This window comes from Paraburkholderia sp. SIMBA_027, from assembly GCF_046535315.1.
Lineage (GTDB): Bacteria > Pseudomonadota > Gammaproteobacteria > Burkholderiales > Burkholderiaceae > Paraburkholderia > Paraburkholderia tropica.
This window is the reverse complement of sequence record NZ_JAWRWY010000016.1, coordinates 18,416-39,995: the sequence shown is the minus strand read 5'-3', so window position 1 is coordinate 39,995 and position 21,580 is coordinate 18,416. Positions and strand designations below refer to the sequence as shown.

Annotated in this window: 15 protein-coding genes; 6 read left to right on the top strand and 9 right to left on the bottom strand. The window is 66.6% G+C overall.

Going from position 1 to position 21,580, the window contains the following annotated elements:
* Positions 1 to 168: 168 nt before the first annotated feature.
* Positions 169 to 660 (top strand): DUF2844 domain-containing protein, encoded by a 492-nt coding sequence (locus tag SB764_RS27805; RefSeq protein WP_065060324.1) that lies wholly within the window; start codon positions 169 to 171, stop codon positions 658 to 660.
* Positions 661 to 713: 53 nt separating this feature from the next.
* Positions 714 to 1,994, top strand: coding sequence for a DUF3443 domain-containing protein (locus tag SB764_RS27800; protein ID WP_410865742.1), 1,281 nt, complete (start codon positions 714 to 716; stop codon positions 1,992 to 1,994).
* Between the two features lie 63 nt (positions 1,995 to 2,057).
* Here the strand turns inward: SB764_RS27800 and SB764_RS27795 are convergent, their stop codons facing one another.
* The gene (locus tag SB764_RS27795; protein ID WP_176079153.1) at positions 2,058 to 2,591 is read right to left on the bottom strand and encodes a hypothetical protein; all 534 of its coding nucleotides are present in this window, start codon (positions 2,589 to 2,591) and stop codon (positions 2,058 to 2,060) included.
* A 142-nt stretch (positions 2,592 to 2,733) separates the two neighbouring features.
* Here SB764_RS27795 and SB764_RS27790 point away from each other — a divergent pair, with 142 nt between their 5' ends.
* Both SB764_RS27790 and SB764_RS27785 read left to right on the top strand, forming a co-directional pair.
* On the top strand, positions 2,734 to 4,551 hold the full coding sequence (locus SB764_RS27790; protein WP_410865740.1) for a VRR-NUC domain-containing protein: 1,818 nt from the start codon (positions 2,734 to 2,736) through the stop codon (positions 4,549 to 4,551).
* Entirely contained in the window at positions 4,548 to 6,815 is a 2,268-nt protein-coding gene (locus SB764_RS27785; RefSeq protein ID WP_410865738.1) for an ATP-dependent DNA helicase, read from the top strand. The genes SB764_RS27790 and SB764_RS27785 overlap by 4 nt, the downstream gene beginning before the upstream one ends.
* 106 nt (positions 6,816 to 6,921) lie before the next feature.
* Here the strand turns inward: SB764_RS27785 and SB764_RS27780 are convergent, their stop codons facing one another.
* The 6 genes from SB764_RS27780 to xylA all read right to left on the bottom strand — a co-directional run bounded on the left by SB764_RS27780 (position 6,922) and on the right by xylA (position 17,220).
* A complete protein-coding gene (locus tag SB764_RS27780; protein ID WP_410865736.1) occupies positions 6,922 to 9,780 on the bottom strand; it encodes an AAA family ATPase in 2,859 nt (952 codons plus the stop codon).
* A 441-nt stretch (positions 9,781 to 10,221) separates the two neighbouring features.
* Complete coding sequence (locus tag SB764_RS27775) at positions 10,222 to 11,421, bottom strand: sugar ABC transporter permease (protein ID WP_321902292.1); 1,200 nt, start codon at positions 11,419 to 11,421, stop codon at positions 10,222 to 10,224.
* Entirely contained in the window at positions 11,418 to 12,959 is a 1,542-nt protein-coding gene (xylG, locus tag SB764_RS27770; protein WP_408583291.1) for a D-xylose ABC transporter ATP-binding protein, read from the bottom strand. Before xylG ends, SB764_RS27775 begins: the two co-directional genes overlap by 4 nt.
* A 135-nt stretch (positions 12,960 to 13,094) precedes the next feature.
* Entirely contained in the window at positions 13,095 to 14,123 is a 1,029-nt protein-coding gene (xylF, locus tag SB764_RS27765) for a D-xylose ABC transporter substrate-binding protein (protein WP_065060332.1), read from the bottom strand.
* Positions 14,124 to 14,324: 201 nt separating this feature from the next.
* Positions 14,325 to 15,815 (bottom strand): xylulokinase, encoded by a 1,491-nt coding sequence (gene xylB / locus SB764_RS27760; RefSeq protein WP_321902294.1) that lies wholly within the window; start codon positions 15,813 to 15,815, stop codon positions 14,325 to 14,327.
* A gap of 82 nt (positions 15,816 to 15,897) precedes the next feature.
* Positions 15,898 to 17,220 carry a xylose isomerase gene (xylA, locus tag SB764_RS27755; RefSeq protein WP_410865734.1) on the bottom strand — a complete coding sequence of 441 codons (1,323 nt, stop codon included), beginning with the start codon at positions 17,218 to 17,220 and terminating at the stop codon, positions 15,898 to 15,900.
* Between the two features lie 270 nt (positions 17,221 to 17,490).
* Between xylA and SB764_RS27750 the strand changes: the two genes are divergently transcribed.
* Both SB764_RS27750 and SB764_RS27745 read left to right on the top strand, forming a co-directional pair.
* Positions 17,491 to 18,729 (top strand): XylR family transcriptional regulator, encoded by a 1,239-nt coding sequence (locus tag SB764_RS27750; RefSeq protein WP_074984369.1) that lies wholly within the window; start codon positions 17,491 to 17,493, stop codon positions 18,727 to 18,729.
* A 38-nt stretch (positions 18,730 to 18,767) separates the two neighbouring features.
* Positions 18,768 to 19,832 (top strand): aldose epimerase family protein, encoded by a 1,065-nt coding sequence (locus tag SB764_RS27745; RefSeq protein WP_065060335.1) that lies wholly within the window; start codon positions 18,768 to 18,770, stop codon positions 19,830 to 19,832.
* A gap of 79 nt (positions 19,833 to 19,911) precedes the next feature.
* On the opposite strand, the gene SB764_RS27740 is transcribed toward SB764_RS27745, so the two are convergent.
* Entirely contained in the window at positions 19,912 to 20,772 is an 861-nt protein-coding gene (locus tag SB764_RS27740) for a 3-hydroxybutyryl-CoA dehydrogenase (protein WP_176079145.1), read from the bottom strand.
* 188 nt (positions 20,773 to 20,960) lie between these two features.
* Positions 20,961 to 21,527, bottom strand: a complete 567-nt coding sequence (locus SB764_RS27735) for an acyloxyacyl hydrolase (RefSeq protein ID WP_410865731.1) — start codon at positions 21,525 to 21,527, stop codon at positions 20,961 to 20,963.
* Between the last annotated feature and the right edge of the window lie 53 nt (positions 21,528 to 21,580).

The window sequence follows — 21,580 nt, the reverse complement described above, 5'->3', positions numbered from 1 at the left end:
TTGCTCAGCTTTTCCTTACAAATCAAGCGACTGCGGGTTCTATCGAGGTTCGCTCGAGTTTGCGCAGTGCGGTGTCGCGCGTTCGGTGGGCTTGCCTGAAAGGGCCCGGTGCTACTTTTCTCAAAAAGAAAAGAAACATCTCGAAAAAAGAATCTAACGGAGAGAAATATGACAACTTGCAGCCTCACCGAGGCGGGCCGCGTCACGTCTGTCGCCCGCGCAGTTACCTGCGCACTCGTGTGCCTGGCCGGTCTGCCCGCCGTCGCGCACGCCGCGCTCGGCGACATCGCCCCCGCCGCCGAAGCCGCCTCGCCGCCCGCGCACAGCGTCGCGGGCGGCGAGGCGCGGATGGCGAGCTACACCGATGCCGCGGGCACGACCGTCAACGTCTACATCGACGCCCGCAGCCGGCGGATCTTCGCCTACACCTGGCAAGGCCCGGCGACGCCCAATCTCGACACACTCCTCGGCCCGTACGCCGCCACCTGGCACAGCGGCGCGGCAGCGCTGCACGCCGCCGGCGGCGACGAACTGCACGCCGCGCGCGTGGAAACGCCATCGGTCATCGTCGAAACCGGCGGTCACATGCGCGGTTACATCGGGCGCGCGTGGCTGCCCGGCGCGCTGCCCGTCGGCATCACTGAGAGGGCACTGCAATGAACGCACATGAACTTCCAGCGCGGGCACAAGAGTCTGCGCCATCCCGCCGCCGCATGCGCCTGCTCGCTTGCGCGAGCGTCCTTGGGCTCGCGCTGAGCGTCACGCTCGTCGCCTGCGGCGGCGGCGGGGGCGATGGCGGCGGCAACGGCGCGGGCAGTCCGCCCGCCCCCAGCGCGACCGCCGCGCCTACCGCCGTCAAACCTGCGGCCACGCCCGCGCCGAACACCAGCAATACGAGCGTGCCGCCGTCGAGCACGCCCAACGTGCATCCCGTGAGCGTCGCGGCCACGCCCAGCTCGACGCGCAACATGCTCACCACGACCGTGACCGTCTGCGTGCCGGGCACGAACACCTGCGCGACCATCGGCAACGTGCAGGTGGACACCGGTTCGCAGGGCCTGCGGCTGCTCGCTTCCGCGCTGCCCGCCGGACTGAATCTGCCCGCCGTGTCGGCGGGCGGCGGCCAGGCCATCGCGGGCGAATGCGCGGGCTTCGGCAGCGGCTACACCTGGGGCGCCGTGCGCAGCGCCGACGTGCGGCTCGCGGGCGAAGTGGCGTCCGCGCTGCCGATCCAGGTGATCGCCGACCCGGCCGTGCCCGCCACGCCGAGCGCCTGCCAGGGCCGCGGCCTCGCGATGCTGACGCCCGGGACGCTGCGCGCGAACGGCATCCTCGGCGTCGGTCCGTTCGATGCCGACTGCGGCGCGTCGTGCGTCAATCAGGCGTCGGGATCGTGGTACTACGCGTGCGCGTCGGGCACTTGCGCGGCCAGCGCGCAGCCGCTCGCGCAGCAGGTGCGCAACCCCGTCGCCGCCTTCGCCACCGACAACAACGGCGTCGTGCTCGACCTGCCCGCGGTGGCCGCGACCGGCGCATCGAGCGTGTCCGGATCGCTGATCTTCGGCATCGGCTCGCAGTCGAACAACGCGCTCGGCGGCGCGACTGTGCTGCGCGCGAACACCGTGACGGGCTTCGTCTCGACCACCACCTCGGACGGCAGCGTCTACGCGCAAAGCTATCTGGACAGCGGCTCGAACGGATTCTTCTTCGCCAACGCGACGCTCACGCGCTGCGGCGTCTGGTACTGCCCGTCATCGCCGCAAAGTCTCAGCGCGACGATCAAGGGCATCGACGGCACCGGCGCGCCCGCCGCGCTTTCGATCGACAGCGCGCAGACGCTCTTCGCGAGCGGCAACTGGGCGTTCGCGAATCTGGCGGGCTACAACGGCCATGCGTTCGGATGGGGCCTGCCGTTTTTCTTCGGCAAGCGCGTCTATACGGCGATCGAGGCCCAGGCGACGCCGGTGGGCGCGGGACCGTACTTCGCGTTCTGATGACGAGGGGGAAAACGGAGCGAGGCGCGCGCAGCGCGCCTCGTCATGATGGACGAAACGTGCTTAGTCTTGCGCGCTGGCGTCGGAAGCCGGCGTGGTCTTCGCGAGCGCGGCCGGCGCGAGCCAGTGGAACGACGTGAGGCTGCCGGTGTGATCGTAGGTGCACTCGGCGGCGGTGGCCGTGGGCGGCGCCTTGTGCAGGCCGAGTTTGCGGGCGATCAGCTCGACGGGCGTGGAGGGCTTGGCTTCCGCTGCATGCGTCGACGAAGCGCCCGACGCAGCCGAAGCCGCCGACGCCACCGCAGCACTCGAAGCACCCGTAGCCGCATGTGCCCCGCTCGCAGCCACAGCCGCCGATGCGGCGACCGCCTCCGACGCCGGCAACGCGCCGCGTTCGAGATGCCCTTCGATCACCACGCGTTCGCCGCGATACGCCACGGCGGTATGCGTGACGGAGAGTTCGCCCAGCGACGCCTGGTTCAGCCGCGTGCGCATCTCCTGCTCGCAGGCGCCCGGATTCTGATACTGCGCGACGCATCCCGCGAGCAGGGTAACGCCGGCCGCAAGGCCGACGAGGCTGACATTCCGTTTATTCATCGCTCTTTCATGCGCTCGAAGCGCGGTTCGGTTTTCAGGCTGCGGCAATTGTAGCCTACGGTAGGCCGCGCCCTCCGTCGAAGCGATGCGCGGCGGCGCGGGCCTGCTATCATCGCTGCTGTATATCCGTACAGTGCCGCGCGTGCTTCCCGACTCCCCCGATCCGTTCTATTACCTCGCAAACTTCGAGCGTGCGCTCGGCTGGCTCGACGCGCGCTGCGCCGACCTGTTCGACGACGGGGAACGCCGCTTCCTGCGCGAATTCGTCGCCCTGCCGCGCGCCTCGCGTGCGTTGTTCGTGCGCATGCTGATGCGCAAAGGCCCGGATTTTCGCGTCAGCAAGCTCGATTACGCCGAAATCGGCTGCCCGCGCGAAGCCGCTGCGCCGCTGGTGGCGGGCGGCTGGCTCGACGGCGCGCCCGTGCTCGCTTTCGATGCGCTCGCGGCAATCGTCACGAAGGCGGAATTGCTGGCGCTCGCTGCGCACCTCGCGCAAGTCACCCATGAGCCCGACCTGGCCGACACCGCCAACGCGCCATCGCACGCAGCCGCCGTGCAAGCGCTCAACGCGCTCGACAAACGCAGCGCCACGCGCGCCGCCACGCTTGCCGCGCTCGACGCTCTCGCGCCCGACGCACGCGAATGGGCCGCGTGGTTCCCCGCTTCCGCCGACGCCGTGTTCCGCTTCAACGCTGCGCCGCTGTGCGAGCGCCTGCGCCTGATGTTCTTCGGCAATCTGCGCCAGGACTGGACCGAGTTCGTGCTCGCCGATCTGGGCGTCTATCGCTACGAGCAGGTGCCGCTCGATGCGGCGTCGCGCGCGTTCCAGCAGCGCACCGACATCGACGCCTATCTCGCCCTGCGCGATTGCCGCGAAGCGCTCGATCTCGCCGACGATCCGGTCGCGGGCCTCGCGTACGCGCTCGATACGCTCGACGCTCTCGCGCCCCGCACGCACGGCAATGCGTGGCTGCGCGCGCGTCACGACCGTCTGCGCCACGCCGTGGGGCTCGCCGCCGAGCGCGCCAGCGAAGCCGACCTCGCGTGGCGCGCCTACGTGGACAGCGCGCATCCGGAGTCGCGCTACCGGCGCGTGCGCGTGCTCGAACAACTCGCGCGCCGCGACGAAGCCGTGGCCCTCGCGCAGGCGATTGCCGCCGCGCCGGCGAACGAGGAAGAGGCGCAACGCGCGGCGCGCACGCTCGGCCGCCTGCTGCGCACACGCGCGAAAAAACACGCAAGCCAAGCGGACGACACCGCCGCGTCCACCCACGCGAAGCTCTCGCTGACCTTGCCCGCCGCGTGGGCGGCTCTGCGCGTGGAAGAAGCATCGCGCCGCGCGCTCAGCACCGACGACGCGCCCGTGTTCTACGTCGAGAACACGCTAATCACCAGTCTGTTCGGCCTGCTCTGCTGGCCCGCGCTGTTCGCGCCGCTGCCGGGCGCGTTCTTCCATCCTTTCCAGCGCGGCCCTGCCGACCTCCACGCCGCCGATTTCGTCAGTCGGCGCGCCGAGCGCTTCGCGGCCTGTCTCGCCGAACTCGACGACGGCCGCTATCGCGAGACCATCTTCGCCCGCTTCGGCGAGAAATACGGCGTCCAGTCGCCCTACGTCGCGTGGCCCGCGCTCGACGACACGCTGCTCACGCTCGCGCTCGACTGCTTTCCGGCCGCGCATCTGCGTCTGTGGTTCGAGCGTCTGTTGCGCGAACCCGCCGCCAACCGCTCGGGTCTGCCCGACCTCGTGCGCTTCTGGCCGCGCGAACGCCGCTACGAGCTGATCGAGGTGAAAGGCCCCGGCGACCGCCTGCAGGACAACCAGCGCCGCTGGCTCGCCTATTGCGCGTCGCACGGCATGCCCGTCACGGTGCTGCAGGCGCGCTGGGCCCGCGAAGATAGCGACGAGCGCGAAGAAAGCGATAGCGGCACGCTCGCGTCCCACCCGGAAACAGCGCGATGAGCTACACGGTCGCCGTGCGCACGCTCTGCGAGTTCACCGCGAAGCGCGGCGACCTCGACCTGCGCTTCACGCCATCGCCCGACGCGAGCGAAGGCCGCGCCGGGCATGCCGCCATCGCCGCGCGCCGCCCCTCGGGCTACGAAACCGAAATCGCGCTGACCGGCACCGTCGGCACGCTGACCGTGCGCGGCCGCGCCGATGGCTACGATCCCGCGCAACGCCGGCTCGAAGAGTTCAAGACCTATCGCGGCGATCTCGACGCCATGCGCGAAAACCACCGCGCGCTGCACTGGGCGCAACTGCGCGTCTATGGCGCGCTGATGTGCGAGAAGCGGGCGCTCGACACGATCGAACTCGCGCTCGTGTACTACGACATCGCCTCGGGCCGCGAAACCGCACTCACCGAACAGGCCAGCGCCACCGATTTGCGCGCCACGTTCGAGTCGCAGTGCGCGCGATTTTCCGCATGGGCCGAACAGGAAAGCGCGCATCGCAGCGCGCGCGACGCGGCGCTCGCCGCGCTGCAACTGCCGCACGCGGACTTCCGTCACGGCCAGCGCGATCTCGCCGAAGCGGTCTGGCGCGCGGCCACACAAGCACGCTGCCTGCTGGCGCAAGCGCCCACCGGCATCGGCAAGACGATCGGCACGCTGTTTCCGCAATTGAAGGCGTGTCCGCGCGCGGGCATCGACAAGGTGCTGTTTCTGAGCGCGAAAAGCTCGGGGCGCCAGCTCGCGCTCGATGCACTCGCGACGCTGACGCGCACGCAAGAAGACACAGCGCTGCCGCTGCGCGTGCTCGAACTCGTCGCGCGCGACAAGGCCTGCGAGCATCCCGAACTGGCGTGTCATGGCGAATCGTGTCCGCTTGCGCGCGGCTTCTACGACCGCCTGCCTGCCGCGCGCTCGGCGGCGCTCGCGCGCGTGCGGCTCGATCGCGCCACGCTGCGCGACGTCGCGCGCGATCACGCGGTCTGTCCGTATTACCTCGGCCAGGAACTCGCGCGCTGGAGCGACGTGATCGTCGGCGACTACAACTACTACTTCGACGTGAGCGCCATGCTGTTCATGCTCGCCGCGCACAATCAATGGCGCGCGAGCCTGCTCGTCGACGAAGCGCACAACCTGCCCGAACGCGCCCGCGCGATGTACTCGGCGGAACTCGTGCAGACGCGGCTCGACGCCGTGAAGCGCGGCGCGAGCGCGCCGGTCAAGCGCGCGCTCACCCGCCTCACGCGCCACTGGAACACCGAAAACGCCGTGCAGCCGCACGCGTGGCGCGCGAGCGACGCGTTGCCCGACGCCCTGATCGCCGCGCTCGGCGACGTGATCGGCGCGATCGGCGATCAACTCGCGGAGCCCGCGCTCGTGCGCGATCCCGAACTCGAACGTTTTTACTTTGACGCGCTGCATTTCCTGCGCATCGCCGAGCGCTTCGATCAGCATTCGATCTTCGACGTCACGCCGCTGCCCGCCGCGAGCAACGCGAAGCGCACGCGCTCCGCGCTCTGCATCCGCAACATCGTGCCCGCGGGCGCGTTACGTCCACGTGTGGCGGCGGCGCACAGCGTCACGCTGTTTTCCGCCACGCTCGCGCCGACGCACTATTACGCCGACATGCTCGGTCTGCCCGCGAATACGGTGAACGTCGAGATCGGCACGCCGTTTCGCGCGGAACAACTCGACGTTCAGATCGCGCGCGACATTTCCACGCGCTACAAGGACCGCGAGCGCTCGCTCGACGCGCTGGTCACGCGCGTCGCCGCGCAATATGCGCAGCGCCCGGGCAACTATCTGTGTTTCTTCAGCAGCTACGCGTATCTGCAAAGCGCCGCCGATACCTTCGTCGCGCGTCATCCTCATGTACCGGTGTGGATGCAGTCGCGCACGATGGATGAAGCGCAGCAGCAGGACTTCGTCGCACGCTTCGTGGAAGGCGGCAGCGGCGTGGGCTTCGCGGTGCTCGGCGGCGCGTTCGGCGAAGGCATCGACCTGCCGGGCACGCGGCTGATCGGCACCTTCATCGCCACGCTCGGCATGCCGCAGGTGAACCCCGTGAACGAAGCGATCCGCGCGCGCATGGACGCGCTCTATGGCGCGGGCTTCGACTACACCTATCTGATTCCCGGTCTGCGCAAGGTCGTGCAGGCGGCCGGCCGCGTGATCCGCACCGAGCGCGACAGCGGCGTGGTGCATCTGCTCGACGACCGCTTTGCGCGGCCCGACGTGCGCGCGCTGCTGCCTGCCTGGTGGGAAGTCGGCTAACCGCCATTCATCAGTATGCCGAACTATCTTGCGACCATGAAAAACCGGCGCCGCACGCGACGCCGGTTTCCACGCGAGCGCTTCTAGCGCATATCGATCACACCGATCACGCCGATTTCGACTTGCCCGCGCCCTTGCCGTTCTTCTTCGGAGGCGGCGGCGGATCGCCCTCGGCGTCGTCGGCGGCAATCTCGGGCGCGACTTCATTGACGTCGGGTTTCGCGCCTTTGCCGTCACCCTTCGCCTTCTTCGCGGCCTTGCCTTCCTTCACATCGGGCGGCACCGCGATCTTGTTGATGGTGACTTCTTCTGCGCTCGCGTCGTAGCCCAGTTCGACCGTATCGCCCGATTGCAGCGCGTCGCCGAGTATCTCCTTCGCGAGCCGCGTTTCCACTTCCTGGCGAATCTGCCGCTTGAGTTCGCGCGCGCCGAATTCCGGTTGATACCCCACCTCCACCAGATGATCGACAAGCGCCTCGCTCATCTTCAGCGTGATGCCCTGCGCCGCCGCCGTGCGCGTCACGCGGTCGAGCTGGATCTGCACGATATTGCGGATGTTGTCTTTCGAGAGCGCATGGAAAACGATGATCTCGTCGATGCGATTGAGGAACTCCGGACGGAAGTGGCCCTTGAGCACTTTCATCAACTCGCCGCGCACATCCTTGTCGCTCTTGCGCTTCGCCTCGGGCTGCTCCAGATTCTCCATGATGATCTGCGCACCCAGATTGCTCGTGGCGATGATGATCGTATTGCTGAAGTCCACGACGCGACCTTTGCCGTCGGTGAGGCGGCCGTCGTCGAACACCTGTAGCAGCACGTTATAGACGTCGGGGTGCGCCTTCTCGATCTCGTCGAGCAGAATCACGCAGTACGGCCGCCGACGCACGCGCTCGGTCAGTTGGCCGCCCTCGTCGTAGCCCACGTAACCCGGCGGCGCACCAATCAACCGCGCGACCGCGTGCCGCTCCATGTACTCGCTCATGTCGATGCGCACGATCGCCTGCTCGTCGCCGAACACGGTTTCGGCCAGCGCCTTCGCGAGTTCGGTCTTGCCGACGCCTGTCGGCCCGAGAAACAGGAACGTGGCAATCGGCCGATGCTCCTGACCGAGCCCCGCGCGCGACAGACGCACCGCATCGCTCACGGCCACCACCGCATCGCTCTGCCCGACCACGCGCTCGCGCAGTGTCTCTTCCATCTTGAGCAGCTTCTGGCGCTCTTCCTGCGTGAGATCGGCGACCGGAATGCCGGTCAGGCGCGACACGACTTCCGCGATCGACGCCACCGTCACTTCGAGCGTTTCCGAACCGGTCTTGCGCTGCCACGCCTCGGTGAGATCGTCGAGCTTCGTTTGCTTTTCCTTGATGCGTTCCTCGAAATTCTTCGCTTCGTCGTAGCGCTTGCGCGAGGACGCATAGTCCTGCTCGCGCTTGAGCTGCACGATTTCCGCTTCGAGCTCCTGGATATCGGCAGGCCGCGAAGTCGCGCCGATCCGCACGCGCGCGGCCGCCTGATCGATCAGGTCGATCGCCTTGTCGGGCAGGAAACGCGAGGTGATATAGCGGTCCGACAATTCGGCGGCGGCCACGAACGCGTCGTCGGCGAACGTGACCTGATGGTGCGCTTCCAGTTTGTCGCGCAGGCCGCGCAAGATCACGATGGTCTGCTCGACCGTGGGCTCGGGCACCAGCACGGGTTGAAAGCGCCGTTCGAGCGCCGCGTCTTTCTCGATGTACTTCTGATATTCGTTGAGCGTGGTCGCGCCGATCAGGCTCAGCTCGCCGCGCGCGAGCGCGGGCTTGAGCACGTTCGCGATATCGAGCCCGCCTTCGCCGCCGCCCTGCCCCGCGCCGACGATGGTGTGCAGTTCGTCGATGAAGAGAATCAGCTCGTCGTTCTTCGCGGTCACTTCGTCGATCAACTGCTTGGCGCGCTCCTCGAATTCGCCGCGGTACTTCGCGCCCGCGACCATCGAATTGATGTTGACCTCGACGAGCCGTTTGCCGCGCAACACTTCCGGCACGTCGCCATTGACGATGCGCTGCGCGAGCCCTTCGACGATCGCGGTCTTGCCCACGCCAGGCTCGCCGATCAGCACCGGATTATTCTTCTTGCGGCGCGCGAGCACCTCGATCGTGTTCTCGATTTCCTGCGCGCGGCCCAGCACCGGATCGAGCTTGCCCTGCCGCGCCATGGCCGTGAGATCGCGGCCAAACTTGTCGAGCGTGGGCGTGTTCGTGGGCGCATCCACGCGACCGTCTTCCGCGCCCTTGCCGACCACTTTCACCACCTTCTGGCGCAGCGCCTCGGGCGTCACGCCATACTTCTTGAGCAGCGTGCCCGCGATGCTGTCCGGCACCGCCGCGAGGCCGATCAGTAAATGCTCGGGGCCGACGTATGAATGGCCGAGATCGCGCGACGCCTGAAACGCGAACTGAAACGCCTTCTTCAGACGCGGCGAGATCGTCATCTTGTCGATGGCTGCGTCTTCGCGCGCGGTGCCTTGCTGCGCGTGCGCGTCGATATAGCCCTTGATGTCCTGCGGCGAGAGCTTGAGTTCCTTGAGCAGCGCCGCGCACACGTCCGTGTCGGCGAGCACGTAAAGCAGGTGCTCGGTGTCGAGTTCGGTGCGACGCAATTCGTGCGCTTTCTCGGCGGCCCGCTGGAGAATTTCGAGTGTCTGCTCGCTGAAGGCATCGGTCGCGTCGACCGACTCGCGCGGCACTTCGGCGGAGAAGCCGTGATCGTCGTCGACATCGTGGCCGCCGCCTTCCATGCCGCCGAAGAAGCGCGACAAACCGCCGCCGCCCAGCAGCGAATCGAATGGATTGAGCATGCTTTGATGCCGCATCAGCTGGCGATAGTCGTAGTCGCAGATCGACATCGACTTGCGCTCGCCGTTTTGCACGACGGTCACGCGCGCGACAGCGGGTCGCGCATTGCAGATTTCACAGAGGGTAGGCATGGCGGACTTGTCTCCTGTTCGGCGCCGTGCCGCAGCGCGCGGAACGGCACGACGCAACGCGGGTTGCGCCGGAAAAGTGACAGAGCGGCGATGTCGCGCGAGGCGCGCAACACCTTGACGAAGATGGCCGGCGCGCGGCGTAAGTAACGCGCCAGCGGTACACGGCGGATCGATTGTGGCAGGATTCCTGGCCGCATGTATCGAAGCTGCATCAAGCGCACGCATTGCTGCGCGCCGCGCAATAGATCGCGCGACCGCACACGGCTGCGTTCATCATGCCTGCGGCAATCGCTTCATGAAAGGCGCGTGACACCGATAAAAGAAAACGGGCGGCACCGATGGTCCGCCCGTTCATTTTCAATGCATTTACCGCACGTTCGTCGCATAGTCGATGCCAACTTCATGTGACGAAAACCACGTTTGCTATCGTCTGCGGTTTCGTCAGCGACGATTCGATCCTGACACCACATCGACCCACACGGCGAGCACGAGAATGCCGCCCTTCACGATCATCTGCCAGTACGCGTCCACGTCGAGCATCGACATGCCGTTGTCGAGACTCGCCATCACGAGTGCGCCGATCAGCGCGCCATAGACCGTGCCCGAACCGCCGCGCATCGAGGTGCCGCCGATGAAGCACGCCGCGATCGCATCGAGTTCGCCCATCGTGCCCGCAGACGGCGAGCCCGCCGCGAGACGCGCCGTGTTGACCATGCCCGCGACGGCGCACATGAGGCCCATCAGCGCGAAGATGGCGAGCTTCACGCGATTCGTGTTGACGCCCGAAAGACGCGTCGCTTCGAGATTCGAACCGACTGCGTAGATGCGGCGGCCGAACACCGTCTGCGTCGCCACCCACGTAAAGATGCCGAGCAGCGCGAGCAGCAGCAGCACCGGCACGGGAATACCGCCGTAGCTGTCGAGCATTACCACGAAAGCCAGCACAATCGCACCGGCACCGACGATCTTCACCGCGTCCTGCCAGAGCGGCACCACACTCAACTGATAGCGCCGGCGATTCGCACGCTGACGCACGGTCAGCACTGCCAGCAGCACGAACAGCGCGAACGCGATGACATCGCCCGCGACACGCGGCAAATAGCCTTGCCCGATAAATACAAAGGAATCCGAAACAGGTGCGATCGTCGATCCGCCGGTAATGCCGAGCAGCACGCCGCGAAACGCCAGCATGCCGCCGAGACCGACGATAAACGACGGCACGCGCCGATACGTCGACCACCAGCCGTTGAAGAGCCCGATCAGCACGCCGAGCGCGAGCACCACGGGCACGGTCGCGCCGATCGGCCAGTGACGGTTCACGTCGAGGATCGCCGCCACGCCGCCGAGCAGGCCGAGCAGCGAGCCCACCGACAAATCGATCTCGCCCGCGATGATGACGAACACCATCCCGCACGCGAGCATGCCGGTAATCGACATCTGCCGCAGCAGGTTCGAGACGTTGCGCGGCGTGACGAACGCGCCGTGCGTGAGCACCGAGAAGAACACCCAGATCGCCGCGACGGCGAGCAGCAAGGCGAGAATCTTGTAGCGCGCAAACAGCTGCTGAAAGCGCAGGCCGAGCCCGCTGCCACCGGGCAACTGGTCATCGCACGCGGCGGGGGTCGTGACGTCTGGGGTCATGCTGCACTCTCTGCAATGGGTTGGGCGCGCGCACTCTGAATCGCGGCGCCGAGAATGTGTTCCTGCGTGAGACCTTCGTTGACGAAATCGCCGCGCAATTCGCCCTCGCCGATCACCAGCACGCGGTCGCTCACGCCAAGCACTTCCGGCAGCTCGGACGACACCATCACGATGGCCACGCCGCGCTTCGCGAGCTGGAACATGAGCTTGTAGATCTCGTACTTCGCGCCGACGTCCACGCCACGCGTGGGTTCGTCGAGGATCAGCACCTTAGGGTCGGTCAGCAGCATCTTGGTGAGCACGGCCTTCTGCTGATTGCCGCCCGAAAGGCTCGCGATCGACAGCATGGGATTGGCCGCACGCACCGAAAGACGCTGCATTTCGGTGCGGATCGTGTCGAGTTCGGCGGCGGCGTCGATGCGTCCGCGCTTCGAAAAACGCTCCAGCACCGAGAGCGTGATGTTGTGGCCCACGCCCAGTTGCGGCACGATGCCGTGACGCTTGCGATCCTCCGGCACCATGGCGATGCCCGCGCGAATCGCGTCGAGCGGCGAACCGATCCTGAGCGTCTTGCCTTCGAGCACCACGGTCGCCGAACACGCGCCCGCATACGCGCCGAAGATCGCCTGCATGGTCTCCGTGCGCCCCGCGCCCACGAGCCCGGCCACGCCGAGTATCTCGCCGCGCCGCACCGAGAAGGAGACGTCGTCCACGCGTTTGCGGCGCGGATTGGTCACGTCGTAGCAGGTCACGTTGCGGGCTTCGAACACCACCTCGCCGATGTCGTGCGGCTCGCGTGGAAAGAGATTCTTGATCTCGCGGCCCACCATCATCGCGATCACGCGGTCGGTCGTGAGCGAGGCCATCGGCTCGGTCGCCACGTGCTTGCCGTCGCGGATCACGCTCACCGTGTCGCAGACCGCTTCGACTTCGTCGAGCTTGTGCGAGATGTACACGCAGGCCACGCCGCGACGCTTCAGATCGCGCACGATGTCGAGCAGGATCTTCGTCTCCGCCGCCGTGAGCGACGACGACGGCTCGTCGAGAATCAGCAGCTTCGCGCGCTTGTTGAGCGCCTTCGCAATTTCGATCAATTGCTGATGGCCGCCGCCGTAATTCATCACCGGCTGGGCGACGTTGATGGCGTCGATGTTCAGCTCGCGCAGCAATTCATCCGCGCGCCGGTACATCGCCGCGTAATTCATGCGGCCGCCGGGCAGCGTGATTTCATTGCCGAGAAAGATGTTCTCGGCCACCGACAATTCCGGCACGAGCATCAGTTCCTGATGGATGATGACGATGCCCGCGCGCTCGGTGTCGCGCACGCTGTGCGCTTCGAGCGGCGCGCCTTCCCAGCGGATTTCGCCACTCCAGGTGCCATGCGGATACACGCCCGAGAGCACTTTCATCAGCGTGGATTTGCCTGCGCCGTTTTCGCCGCACAGGCCCACGCATTCGCCGGGCCGCACGGTCAGGTCGATGCCGTCGAGCGCCTTCACGCCCGCGAAGGATTTGACGATGCCGCGCATCGTCAGCAAGGGTTCGGTCATACGCTATGCGCCAGTCTGTCGAGGTCTGCCGGTTCGAGCGAGCGCGACGAAGCCGCTCGCTGCGCCCGCGCGCGACGCGTCAGCACGCCGCGCGCGGGACTCTGCACTGCCTGCTGACAACGCTTACTGGCTGGCCAGTTGCGCCTGCGTATAGAAGCCGTCCTTCACGACCACGTCGACGTTGCTCTTGGTGAGCAGCGTCGGTTGCAGCAGCACCGTGTCGACCTTCTTCTTGCCGTTGTCGTATTGCGCGTTATAAGCGGGCTTCTGGCCCTTCGCGAGATCGACGGCGAGCTTGGCCGCTTCGCCCGCGATCAGCTTGAGCGGCTTGTAGACCGTCATCGTCTGCGTACCGGCCACCACACGCTTGACCGCCGCGAGATCCGCGTCCTGACCCGAGACCGGCACCTTGCCCGCGAGATGCTGCGCGGCCAGCGCCTGAATCGCGCCGCCCGCCGTGCCGTCGTTCGACGCGACCACCGCATCGATCTTGTTGTTATTCGCCGTGAGCGCGTCTTCCATGATGCGCAGCGCCGTCGACGCGCTCCACTCCGGCACCCACTGCTGACCGACCACCTTGATGTCGCCGCGGTCGATCGCGGGCTTGAGCACCTTCAACTGGCCTTCGCGCAGCATCTTCGCGTTGTTGTCGGTCGGCGCGCCGCCCAGCAGGAAGTAGTTGCCCTTCGGCTGCGCGTTATACACGCCCTGCGCCTGCAGCTCGCCGACCTTCTCGTTGTCGAACGAGATATAGGCGTCGATGTTGGCGTCGAGAATCAGACGGTCGTACGACACCACCTTGATGCCCGCCTTCTTCGCTTCGGCCACGACGTTGCCGAGCGTTTTCGAATTGAACGGCACGATCACGATCACGTCGACGCCGCGCGAAATCAGATTCTCGATCTGCGAGATCTGGCGTTCTTCGCTCGCGTCCGCCGATTGCACCGACACTTTCGCGCCGAGTTTTTCCGCTGCTGCAACGAAGTAATCGCGATCGCGCGACCAGCGCTCGACGCGCAGATCGTCGATACAGAAACCGATTTCCGGATGATCCTTGCTCGCATGCGCGAGCGGCGCGGCCAGCGACAGACTCGCGAGCACGGCGCCGCAAACGAGCGCCCCCAGAACCGAACGGCGTTTGGCGAATTGCATGTCTCCACTCCTGGTAATGACGAGCGCCGGCTGCGCACTGCGCGGCGACGGCGCGTCATGGCGTTGTAGTTGATGATGAAGTGCTCGCGCACGATGCTTGCGCGAAATACGACGTGACTGCCGGCGTTGCAACTGCGGGTCTTGCTTGCTGAAAACCGCGCGGCTATGTCGGCCGCGCGGACGCTTCGTCGCCGGTGCGTCTCACGCGCCGGTGGCGAAAACCGGTTCGAGCGCCGCGTAGAGCGCGCGAAACGTCGGACGACGCGCCTCGCGATACCACGCATGACGCGCGGCGTCGGGCTCGCGCACGGCGAGCACGGGTGGTTGCGGACACACCGTTTCGAGCGCCGCGCCGGGTTCGAGTGCGAGATGCGCAAGCCGCGCCGCGCCCAATGCCGGACCGACTTCGCCGCCCGCGCGCAAGGTGAGCGCGCGACCGCTGATATCGGCGAGCATCTGCGTCCAGTACGCGCTGCGCGAACCGCCGCCGATCACCGTGATCGTCTCGGGCACGAGCCCCGCCGCGTGCAGCGCATCCATGCCGTCGAGCAGCGCGAAGCCCACGCCTTCGAGCGTCGCGTTCGCGAGATCGGCGCGCGACGTTTGCGGCGTCATGCCGTAGAACACACCCTTCGCGTTGACGTTGTTGTGCGGCGTGCGTTCGCCGCTCAGATACGGCAGAAACCACGGACGGCGCGCGTCGAGATCGGCGTTCGTGTGTTGCCCGGCGTCGGCGAGCATTGCCGCCACGTTGTCGTAGTGCGTGAGTTGCGCGGTGAAGTCGAGACAACTCGCCGCGTTCAGCATCACCGACATCAGATGCCAGGTGCGCGGCAGCGCGTGGCAGAAGCTATGCACGGCGGAATCGGGATTGGCGAGAAAGCCGTCCGAGACCGCGAAATACACGCCCGAGGTGCCGAGCGAGAGCATCGCGTCGCCGGGACGCACGATACCCACGCCGACCGCGCCCGCCGCGTTATCGCCGCCGCCCGCCACCACGGGTAGTTCGCGCAAACCGAAGGCTTGTGCAATCTCGGGACGCAGCCTGCCCGTCACCTGATTGCCTTCGACCACCTGGGGCATCTGCGCGCGCGTGAGTCCGCACGCGGACAGGAGCGTGTCGCTATAGTCGCGCTTCGCGACGTCGAGCCAGAGCGTGCCCGCCGCGTCGGACGGATCGGTCGCGAACACGCCCGTCAGCAGCCAGCGCAAATAGTCCTTCGGCAGCAACACGTGCGCGATGCGCGCGAAGATCTCCGGTTCGTGCTTGCGCACCCAGAGCAGCTTGGGCGCGGTGAAACCCGGCATCGCCAGATTGCCCGCCAGCGCATGCAACTCCGGCACCGCGCGTTCGAGTTCGCGGCATTCGACATCCGAGCGGCCGTCGTTCCAGAGAATCGCGGGACGCAGCACCTCGCCGTTCGCATCGAGCAGCGTCGCGCCATGCATCTGACCCGTGAGGCCGAGCGCTTCGATGCGATCCGTGTCGATGCCGTTGCGGCGCGCTTCGTCGAGCAACGTGCCCAGCGCGGCGCGCGTGGCCTGCCACCAGTCCTGCGGCGCCTGCTCGGACCAGCGCGGCTGCGGACGGCTTGCCGTGAGCGGCGCGCTCGCCGTGCCGAGCACGTCGCCCGCACGATCGAGCAACACCGCCTTGACGCCCGAGGTGCCGAGGTCGATACCGATGAACATTGTCTCCATCCTTTATTCTGGCGGCGCGCGCCCGCAGGCGCGCGTCCGCTTGCTGCACCGACTTCGCGAATCGCGTGGGCGCTCAGCGCAGGCCGTAAATCGCCTGATTGACGACGTTTTCGAGGCGCTCCTGATGACCGCTCGCATGATGCGGATTGACGCCGTGCGCCGCCGCGTCGGCCGCCAGCGACGACAGCGAGAAGCCGCCCGCGAGAATCTTCCGGCCGAACTCCGTGTCCCAGCCCGCGTAGCGCTGACGCTTGAACTGTTCGAGGCGTTCGTTCTCGACCAGCACAGCGGCGCGTTCGAGTGCGAGCGCGAGCACGTCGATGGCGCCGACGTGACCGTAGAACATATCTTCCGGATCGCTGCTCTGGCGGCGCACCTTCGCGTCGAAATTCATGCCGCCGGTCGTGAAGCCGCCGTGGCGCAGAATCTCGTAGAACGCCAGCGTCAGCTCTTCCACGCTGTTCGGAAACTGGTCGGTGTCCCAGCCGTTTTGCGGATCGCCGCGATTGGCGTCCACGCTGCCGAAGATACCGAGCGCGTAGGCCATCGCGATTTCGTGATGGAACGAATGGCCCGCGAGCGTCGCGTGATTGGCCTCGATGTTCACGCGGATTTCATTCTGGAGTCCGTACTGTGTGAGGAAGCCATGCACGGTCGCGACGTCGTAATCGTATTGATGCTTGGTCGGTTCCTGCGGTTTCGGCTCGATCAGCAGCGCGCCCTTGAAGCCGATCCGCTCCTTGTGCTCCACCACCATCGAAAGAAAGCGCGCGAACTGTTCGCGCTCACGTGCGAGATCGGTGTTCAGCAATGTGTCGTAACCTTCGCGACCGCCCCACAACACATAGTTTTCGCCGCCGAGCTTGTGCGTGGCGTCGAGCGCGTGGGACACCTGCGTCGCCGCATAAGCGAACACTTCCGGATTCGGGCTCGTCGCCGCGCCGCCCGCATAGCGCGGATGCGAAAACAGATTCGCCGTGCCCCACAACAGCTTCATGCCGCTCGACTGCTGCTTCGCGCCGAGGTAATCGACCATGCGCGCGAAGTTTTCGGTGTAGTCCTTCAGGTCCTTGCCTTCGGGCGACACGTCGGTGTCGTGGAAGGTGTAGAACGGCACGCCGAGCTTCGTGAAGAATTCGAACGCGGCGTCGGCTTTCTGATGCGCGCGTTCCATTGCATCGCCCGGTTGCTGCCACGGACGTTTGAACGTGCCCTGCCCGAAGATATCGACGCCCGGCCACACGAACGAATGCCAGTAACACGCGGCAATGCGCAAATGCTCTTCGAGCGTCTTGCCGAGCACCTTCTTCGTGCGGTCGTAATGGTGATAGGCAAGCGGATTATCCGATTGCGGACCTTCGTAACGAATCGCGGGAATGGCTTCGAAATACGACATGGCGTCTCCGGTTATGTTGCGGCGCAACGGCACGCGCCTTGCAATGTGACGCCATACTGCCCGCGAGGCGCGAAGGCGGGCAATTGCGAAATTGCGCGAGCCGCGTAACGTTTCCTGCCAGCGCAGCGCGGCGTACGCGCACACGCGCCGCAGTGAGCCTAAAATAACCGGACACTTAAAACAGCCCGCGCCGCGCGCATCGTGCGCCGCGCCCGACACGGAGACAACCGCGCCTGCGAACCGCCGGTTTGCAGACGCCCGCGACACGCCATGAACCGCGCCCCCGCTTCCCAGACATCGCATCGGATCGCGCTGCTCTTCAACGCGAACAAGGTGTACGACCGCGAGATCATCGCGGGCATCGGCCATTACCTGCGCTCGACGCGCGTGGCGTGGGATCTGTTTCTCGAGGAAGATTTCCGCTGCCGCCTCACGGGCATCGAGCGCTTCGAGGGCGACGGCATCATCGCCGACTTCGACGATCCGGCCGTCGCCGAGGCGCTGCAAGGCTGCCCGCTGCCGGTCGTGGCCGTGGGCTCGTCGTTCGAGGACGCCGCGCAGTATCCCGCCGACCTGCCGTATATCGCCACCGACAACCGCAAGCTCGTCTCGCTCGCGTGGACGCATCTGATCGGCGCCGGGCTGCCGCATCTGGCGATGTACAGCCTGCCCGTCGCGCAGGAAAACCGCTGGGCGCAGGAGCGCGAACTCGCGTTTCAGGCGCTCGCCCGCGACGAAGGCGTCGATGCGCCGGTCTATCGCGGTCTCGCGACCAGCGCGCCGTCGTGGAATCAGGCTTCCGAACAACTGGGCGTCTGGCTCGATGCGCTGCCCAAACCGGTCGGCGTGATCGCCGTGACCGACGCGCGCGCGCGTCAGTTGCTGCAGGCGTGCCTGATGCATGGCATCGCGGTGCCCGAGCAGGTGGCGATCATCGGCATCGACAACGATCCGCTCACGCGCACGCTCACGCGCATTCCGCTGTCGTCCGTGATTCAGGGCACCGAGGAAATGGGCAAGACTGCCGCGCACATGCTGCATCAGATGCTGGGCGGCGCGCGCTTTCCGGGGCGGCGCATTCTGGTGCCGCCCGTCGGCATCAACGTGCTCGAATCGACGCGCCATGAGCCGCTGTCGAGCCCGCACGTCATGCGCGCGCGCCACTTCATCCGCCAGTACGCGTGCCAGGGCATCAAGACCGAACAGGTCGCCGATTACGTGGGCGTGTCGCGCTCGTCGCTCGAAGAGTATTTCCGGCGCGAACTGCATTGCACCGTCCACCAGGAAATCCTGCGCCACAAGCTCGACGCCGCGAAAGCCCTGCTCGCGAGCCGCGACGCAGCGAGCGCCGAAGTGGCGATCCGCTGCGGCTTCACTTCGCTGCAATATATGTACGCGGTGTTCCGGCGCGAACTCGGCTGCACGCCGCGCGAGTATCAGGACAGCGTGACGCCGACCGTTGCCGTCACGGCGTCGGCGGCCGCTCCTTCAACGCATTCCGCGGGCTGATTGCGGCCCGCCCGCCTCGACCACCACCACTTCGTCACATGAACAGTCTCGTCCAACTGAATCCGGAATCCTGGGGCACGCTGCCCGGCGGCGACGTCTGCCGGCTCTACACGCTGCGCAACGCCCAGGGCATGAAAGTGACGATCAGCGACTTCGGCGCGACGCTCGTCTCCTGGCTCGCGCCCGACCGCGCCGGCCGGCTCGGCGAAATCCTGCTCGGCCACGACACGCCCGCCGACTACGAGGCCGCGAGCACCTATATGGGCGCGCTGGTCGGGCGCTGGGCGAACCGCATCGCGGGCGCGCGCTTCACGCTCGACGGCATCGACTACGCGCTCGACCGCAACGAAAACGGCAACCTGCTGCACGGCGGCGCGAACGGTTTTCATCGCCAGTTGTGGGAAGTCGAAGAGGATCGCGGCGCGCTGCTGATGCGGCTCGACTCGCCCGAAGGCGACGGCGGCTTTCCGGGCAACGTGAGCGTGCAGGTGCGCTACGCGCTCGACGACGAAGGCACGCTGACGATCGAATACGAAGGTGTGACGGACGCCCCCACGCCGCTCAATCTCACGAGCCACGGCTACTTCAATCTGAGCGGCGAAGCTGGCGCGGACGTGCGCGGCCATATCCTCACGATCGACGCGGACAGTGTGCTCGAAGTCGATCCGCAGATGATTCCGACCGGCGTCGCCGACGTCTCGGGCACCGCCTTCGACTTTCGCCAGGGCGCGCCGCTCGGCGCGCGGCTCGACTGGCCCGACGCGCAACTGGCGCGCGCACGCGGCTTCGATCATTGCTATGTGCTGCGCGAGCACCCCGCGAACGCGGTGCGCCGGGTGGCGAGCGTCTACGAGCCGGCCAGCGGACGTGAAATGACGGTCGCAACCGATCAGCGCGGCCTGCAGTGCTACACGGGGAATTATCTGGAAGGCCAGCCCGGCCGTCACGGCGCGCCGTGCGTGCGCCATGCGGGGCTGTGCCTCGAAGCGGGCGGCTTCCCGAATCAGATCAACATGGAAGCGCCGCTGGCTGAAGCAACGGTGCTGCGTCCCGGCGACACGTATCGCCAGATCACGCAGTACGCTGTGCGCGTGCGCGCCTGACGCGCGCACGAGACACAACGCTGCGGTGCATCGTGACGAAACGCGATGCACCGTTTGGCTCAAGCGGCAAGAAGCGCGCTCACGAAACCTTGTCGTAGCTGTACACGCCGCGGCCCGTCTTGCGGCCCAGTTGCCCCGCCGCCACCATCTCGCGCAGCAGCGGACAGGCGCGATACTTCGAGTCGCCGAAGTCCTTGAGGAACACGTCCATCACCGAAAGACAGACGTCGAGGCCGATCAGGTCCGCGAGCGCGAGCGGCCCGATCGGATGATTCGCGCCCAGCTTCATGCCCGCGTCGATTTCCTCGGCGCTCGCGATGCCTTCGGCGAGCACGAAGAACGCCTCGTTGATCATCGGCACGAGAATGCGGTTGACCACGAAGCCCGGCGCGTTCTTCACGCCGATGGGCGTCTTGCCCAGACGCTGCGCCAGCTCGCGCACCGACTCGGCCACGGCCGGGCTCGTCTGCAGACCGCGGATCACTTCGACGAGCGGCATCATCGGCACGGGATTGAAGAAGTGCATGCCGATGAAGCGCGACGGGTCGGCGAGCGTGGTCGCCAGCGCGGTGATCGAAATCGACGAGGTATTCGAGGCGATGACCGCGTCGGCGCGCGCGGCGCTCTCGATCTGCTTGAGGATGCGTGTCTTGAGCTCGGCGTTCTCGGTGGCCGCCTCGATCACGAGGTCGGCGCTCGCGAGGCGCTGATAGTCGGTGGAGGTTTCGATGCGCTTGAGCGCGGCGTCGCGCCCGCCCGCGTCCAGCTTGCCCTTCGAGACGAGCCGCTCGAGGCTGTGCGTGAGCGTGGCCACGCCTTTGGCGAGCGCCGCGTCGTTCACGTCGATCATCAGCGCCTTGAGTCCGGCCACGGCGACCGCCTGCGCGATGCCGTTGCCCATGGTGCCCGCTCCCACAATCCCTACCGTTTCGATTGCCATGCCTGCTCCTCACTCCTTGTCCGCGACGCCGGCGCATCGCTATGGAAAAAAACCGGCAATGCAGCGCGCGTGGTGCACTGCATCATGGACCATAGTGTAACGGGTAGTGGCGTGAAAGCGCCGCCGGCGCGGCGCAGTGGCGCGCCGCAGCGGCATGCGCGAGGCAAGGCGGGAAAGCGGAACAGCGTTCAGAAGTTGTACTGCACGTAGACCCAGGTGAAGTTGAGTCCGGGATTCGGCGTCTTGATATCGGCGTTCGAGATGTGCTGGAAGCGCACGCCCGCCTGGTAGTTCTGGTGCGCGCCGAACTGTGCGCCGACGCCGAGCATATCCGCGAACTGGAAGGCCGACGACAGCGTGCGGTCCGGCGTCAGCTCGACGTGCGTGAGCATGCGCACGCCCACGCCCGCCTCGAAGTACGGACGGATCCAGCCGGTGTCCTTGATGATGCGGAAAACCGGCGTCACGCCGAATTCCCAGATGGTCGGCTGCGTGGCCGCGGTCTCGCTCAGGTGCCAGTAGGCCGCGTGAAACTCGCCGACCACCGTGAAGTGAAAGCCCGCGATGTGCCACCACTGCAAGCCGGGGTCCCAGACGAGCCCGAAGTCGAGCTTCTTGACATCGTGATCCGCCACGCCCGGGCCGATCTGAATGCCGAAATGGTCGGCATGCGCACTGGCTGCGCCGGCAGCGAGTAGCGCGGCGCACAGGCCCCTGAGCAGGCGGCCCGCCCGCACCGATTTTCTTGCTGTCATGAACATCCCCGACAAGGAACGACACTTCACGACGCGGCCATATCCGGCCCGCT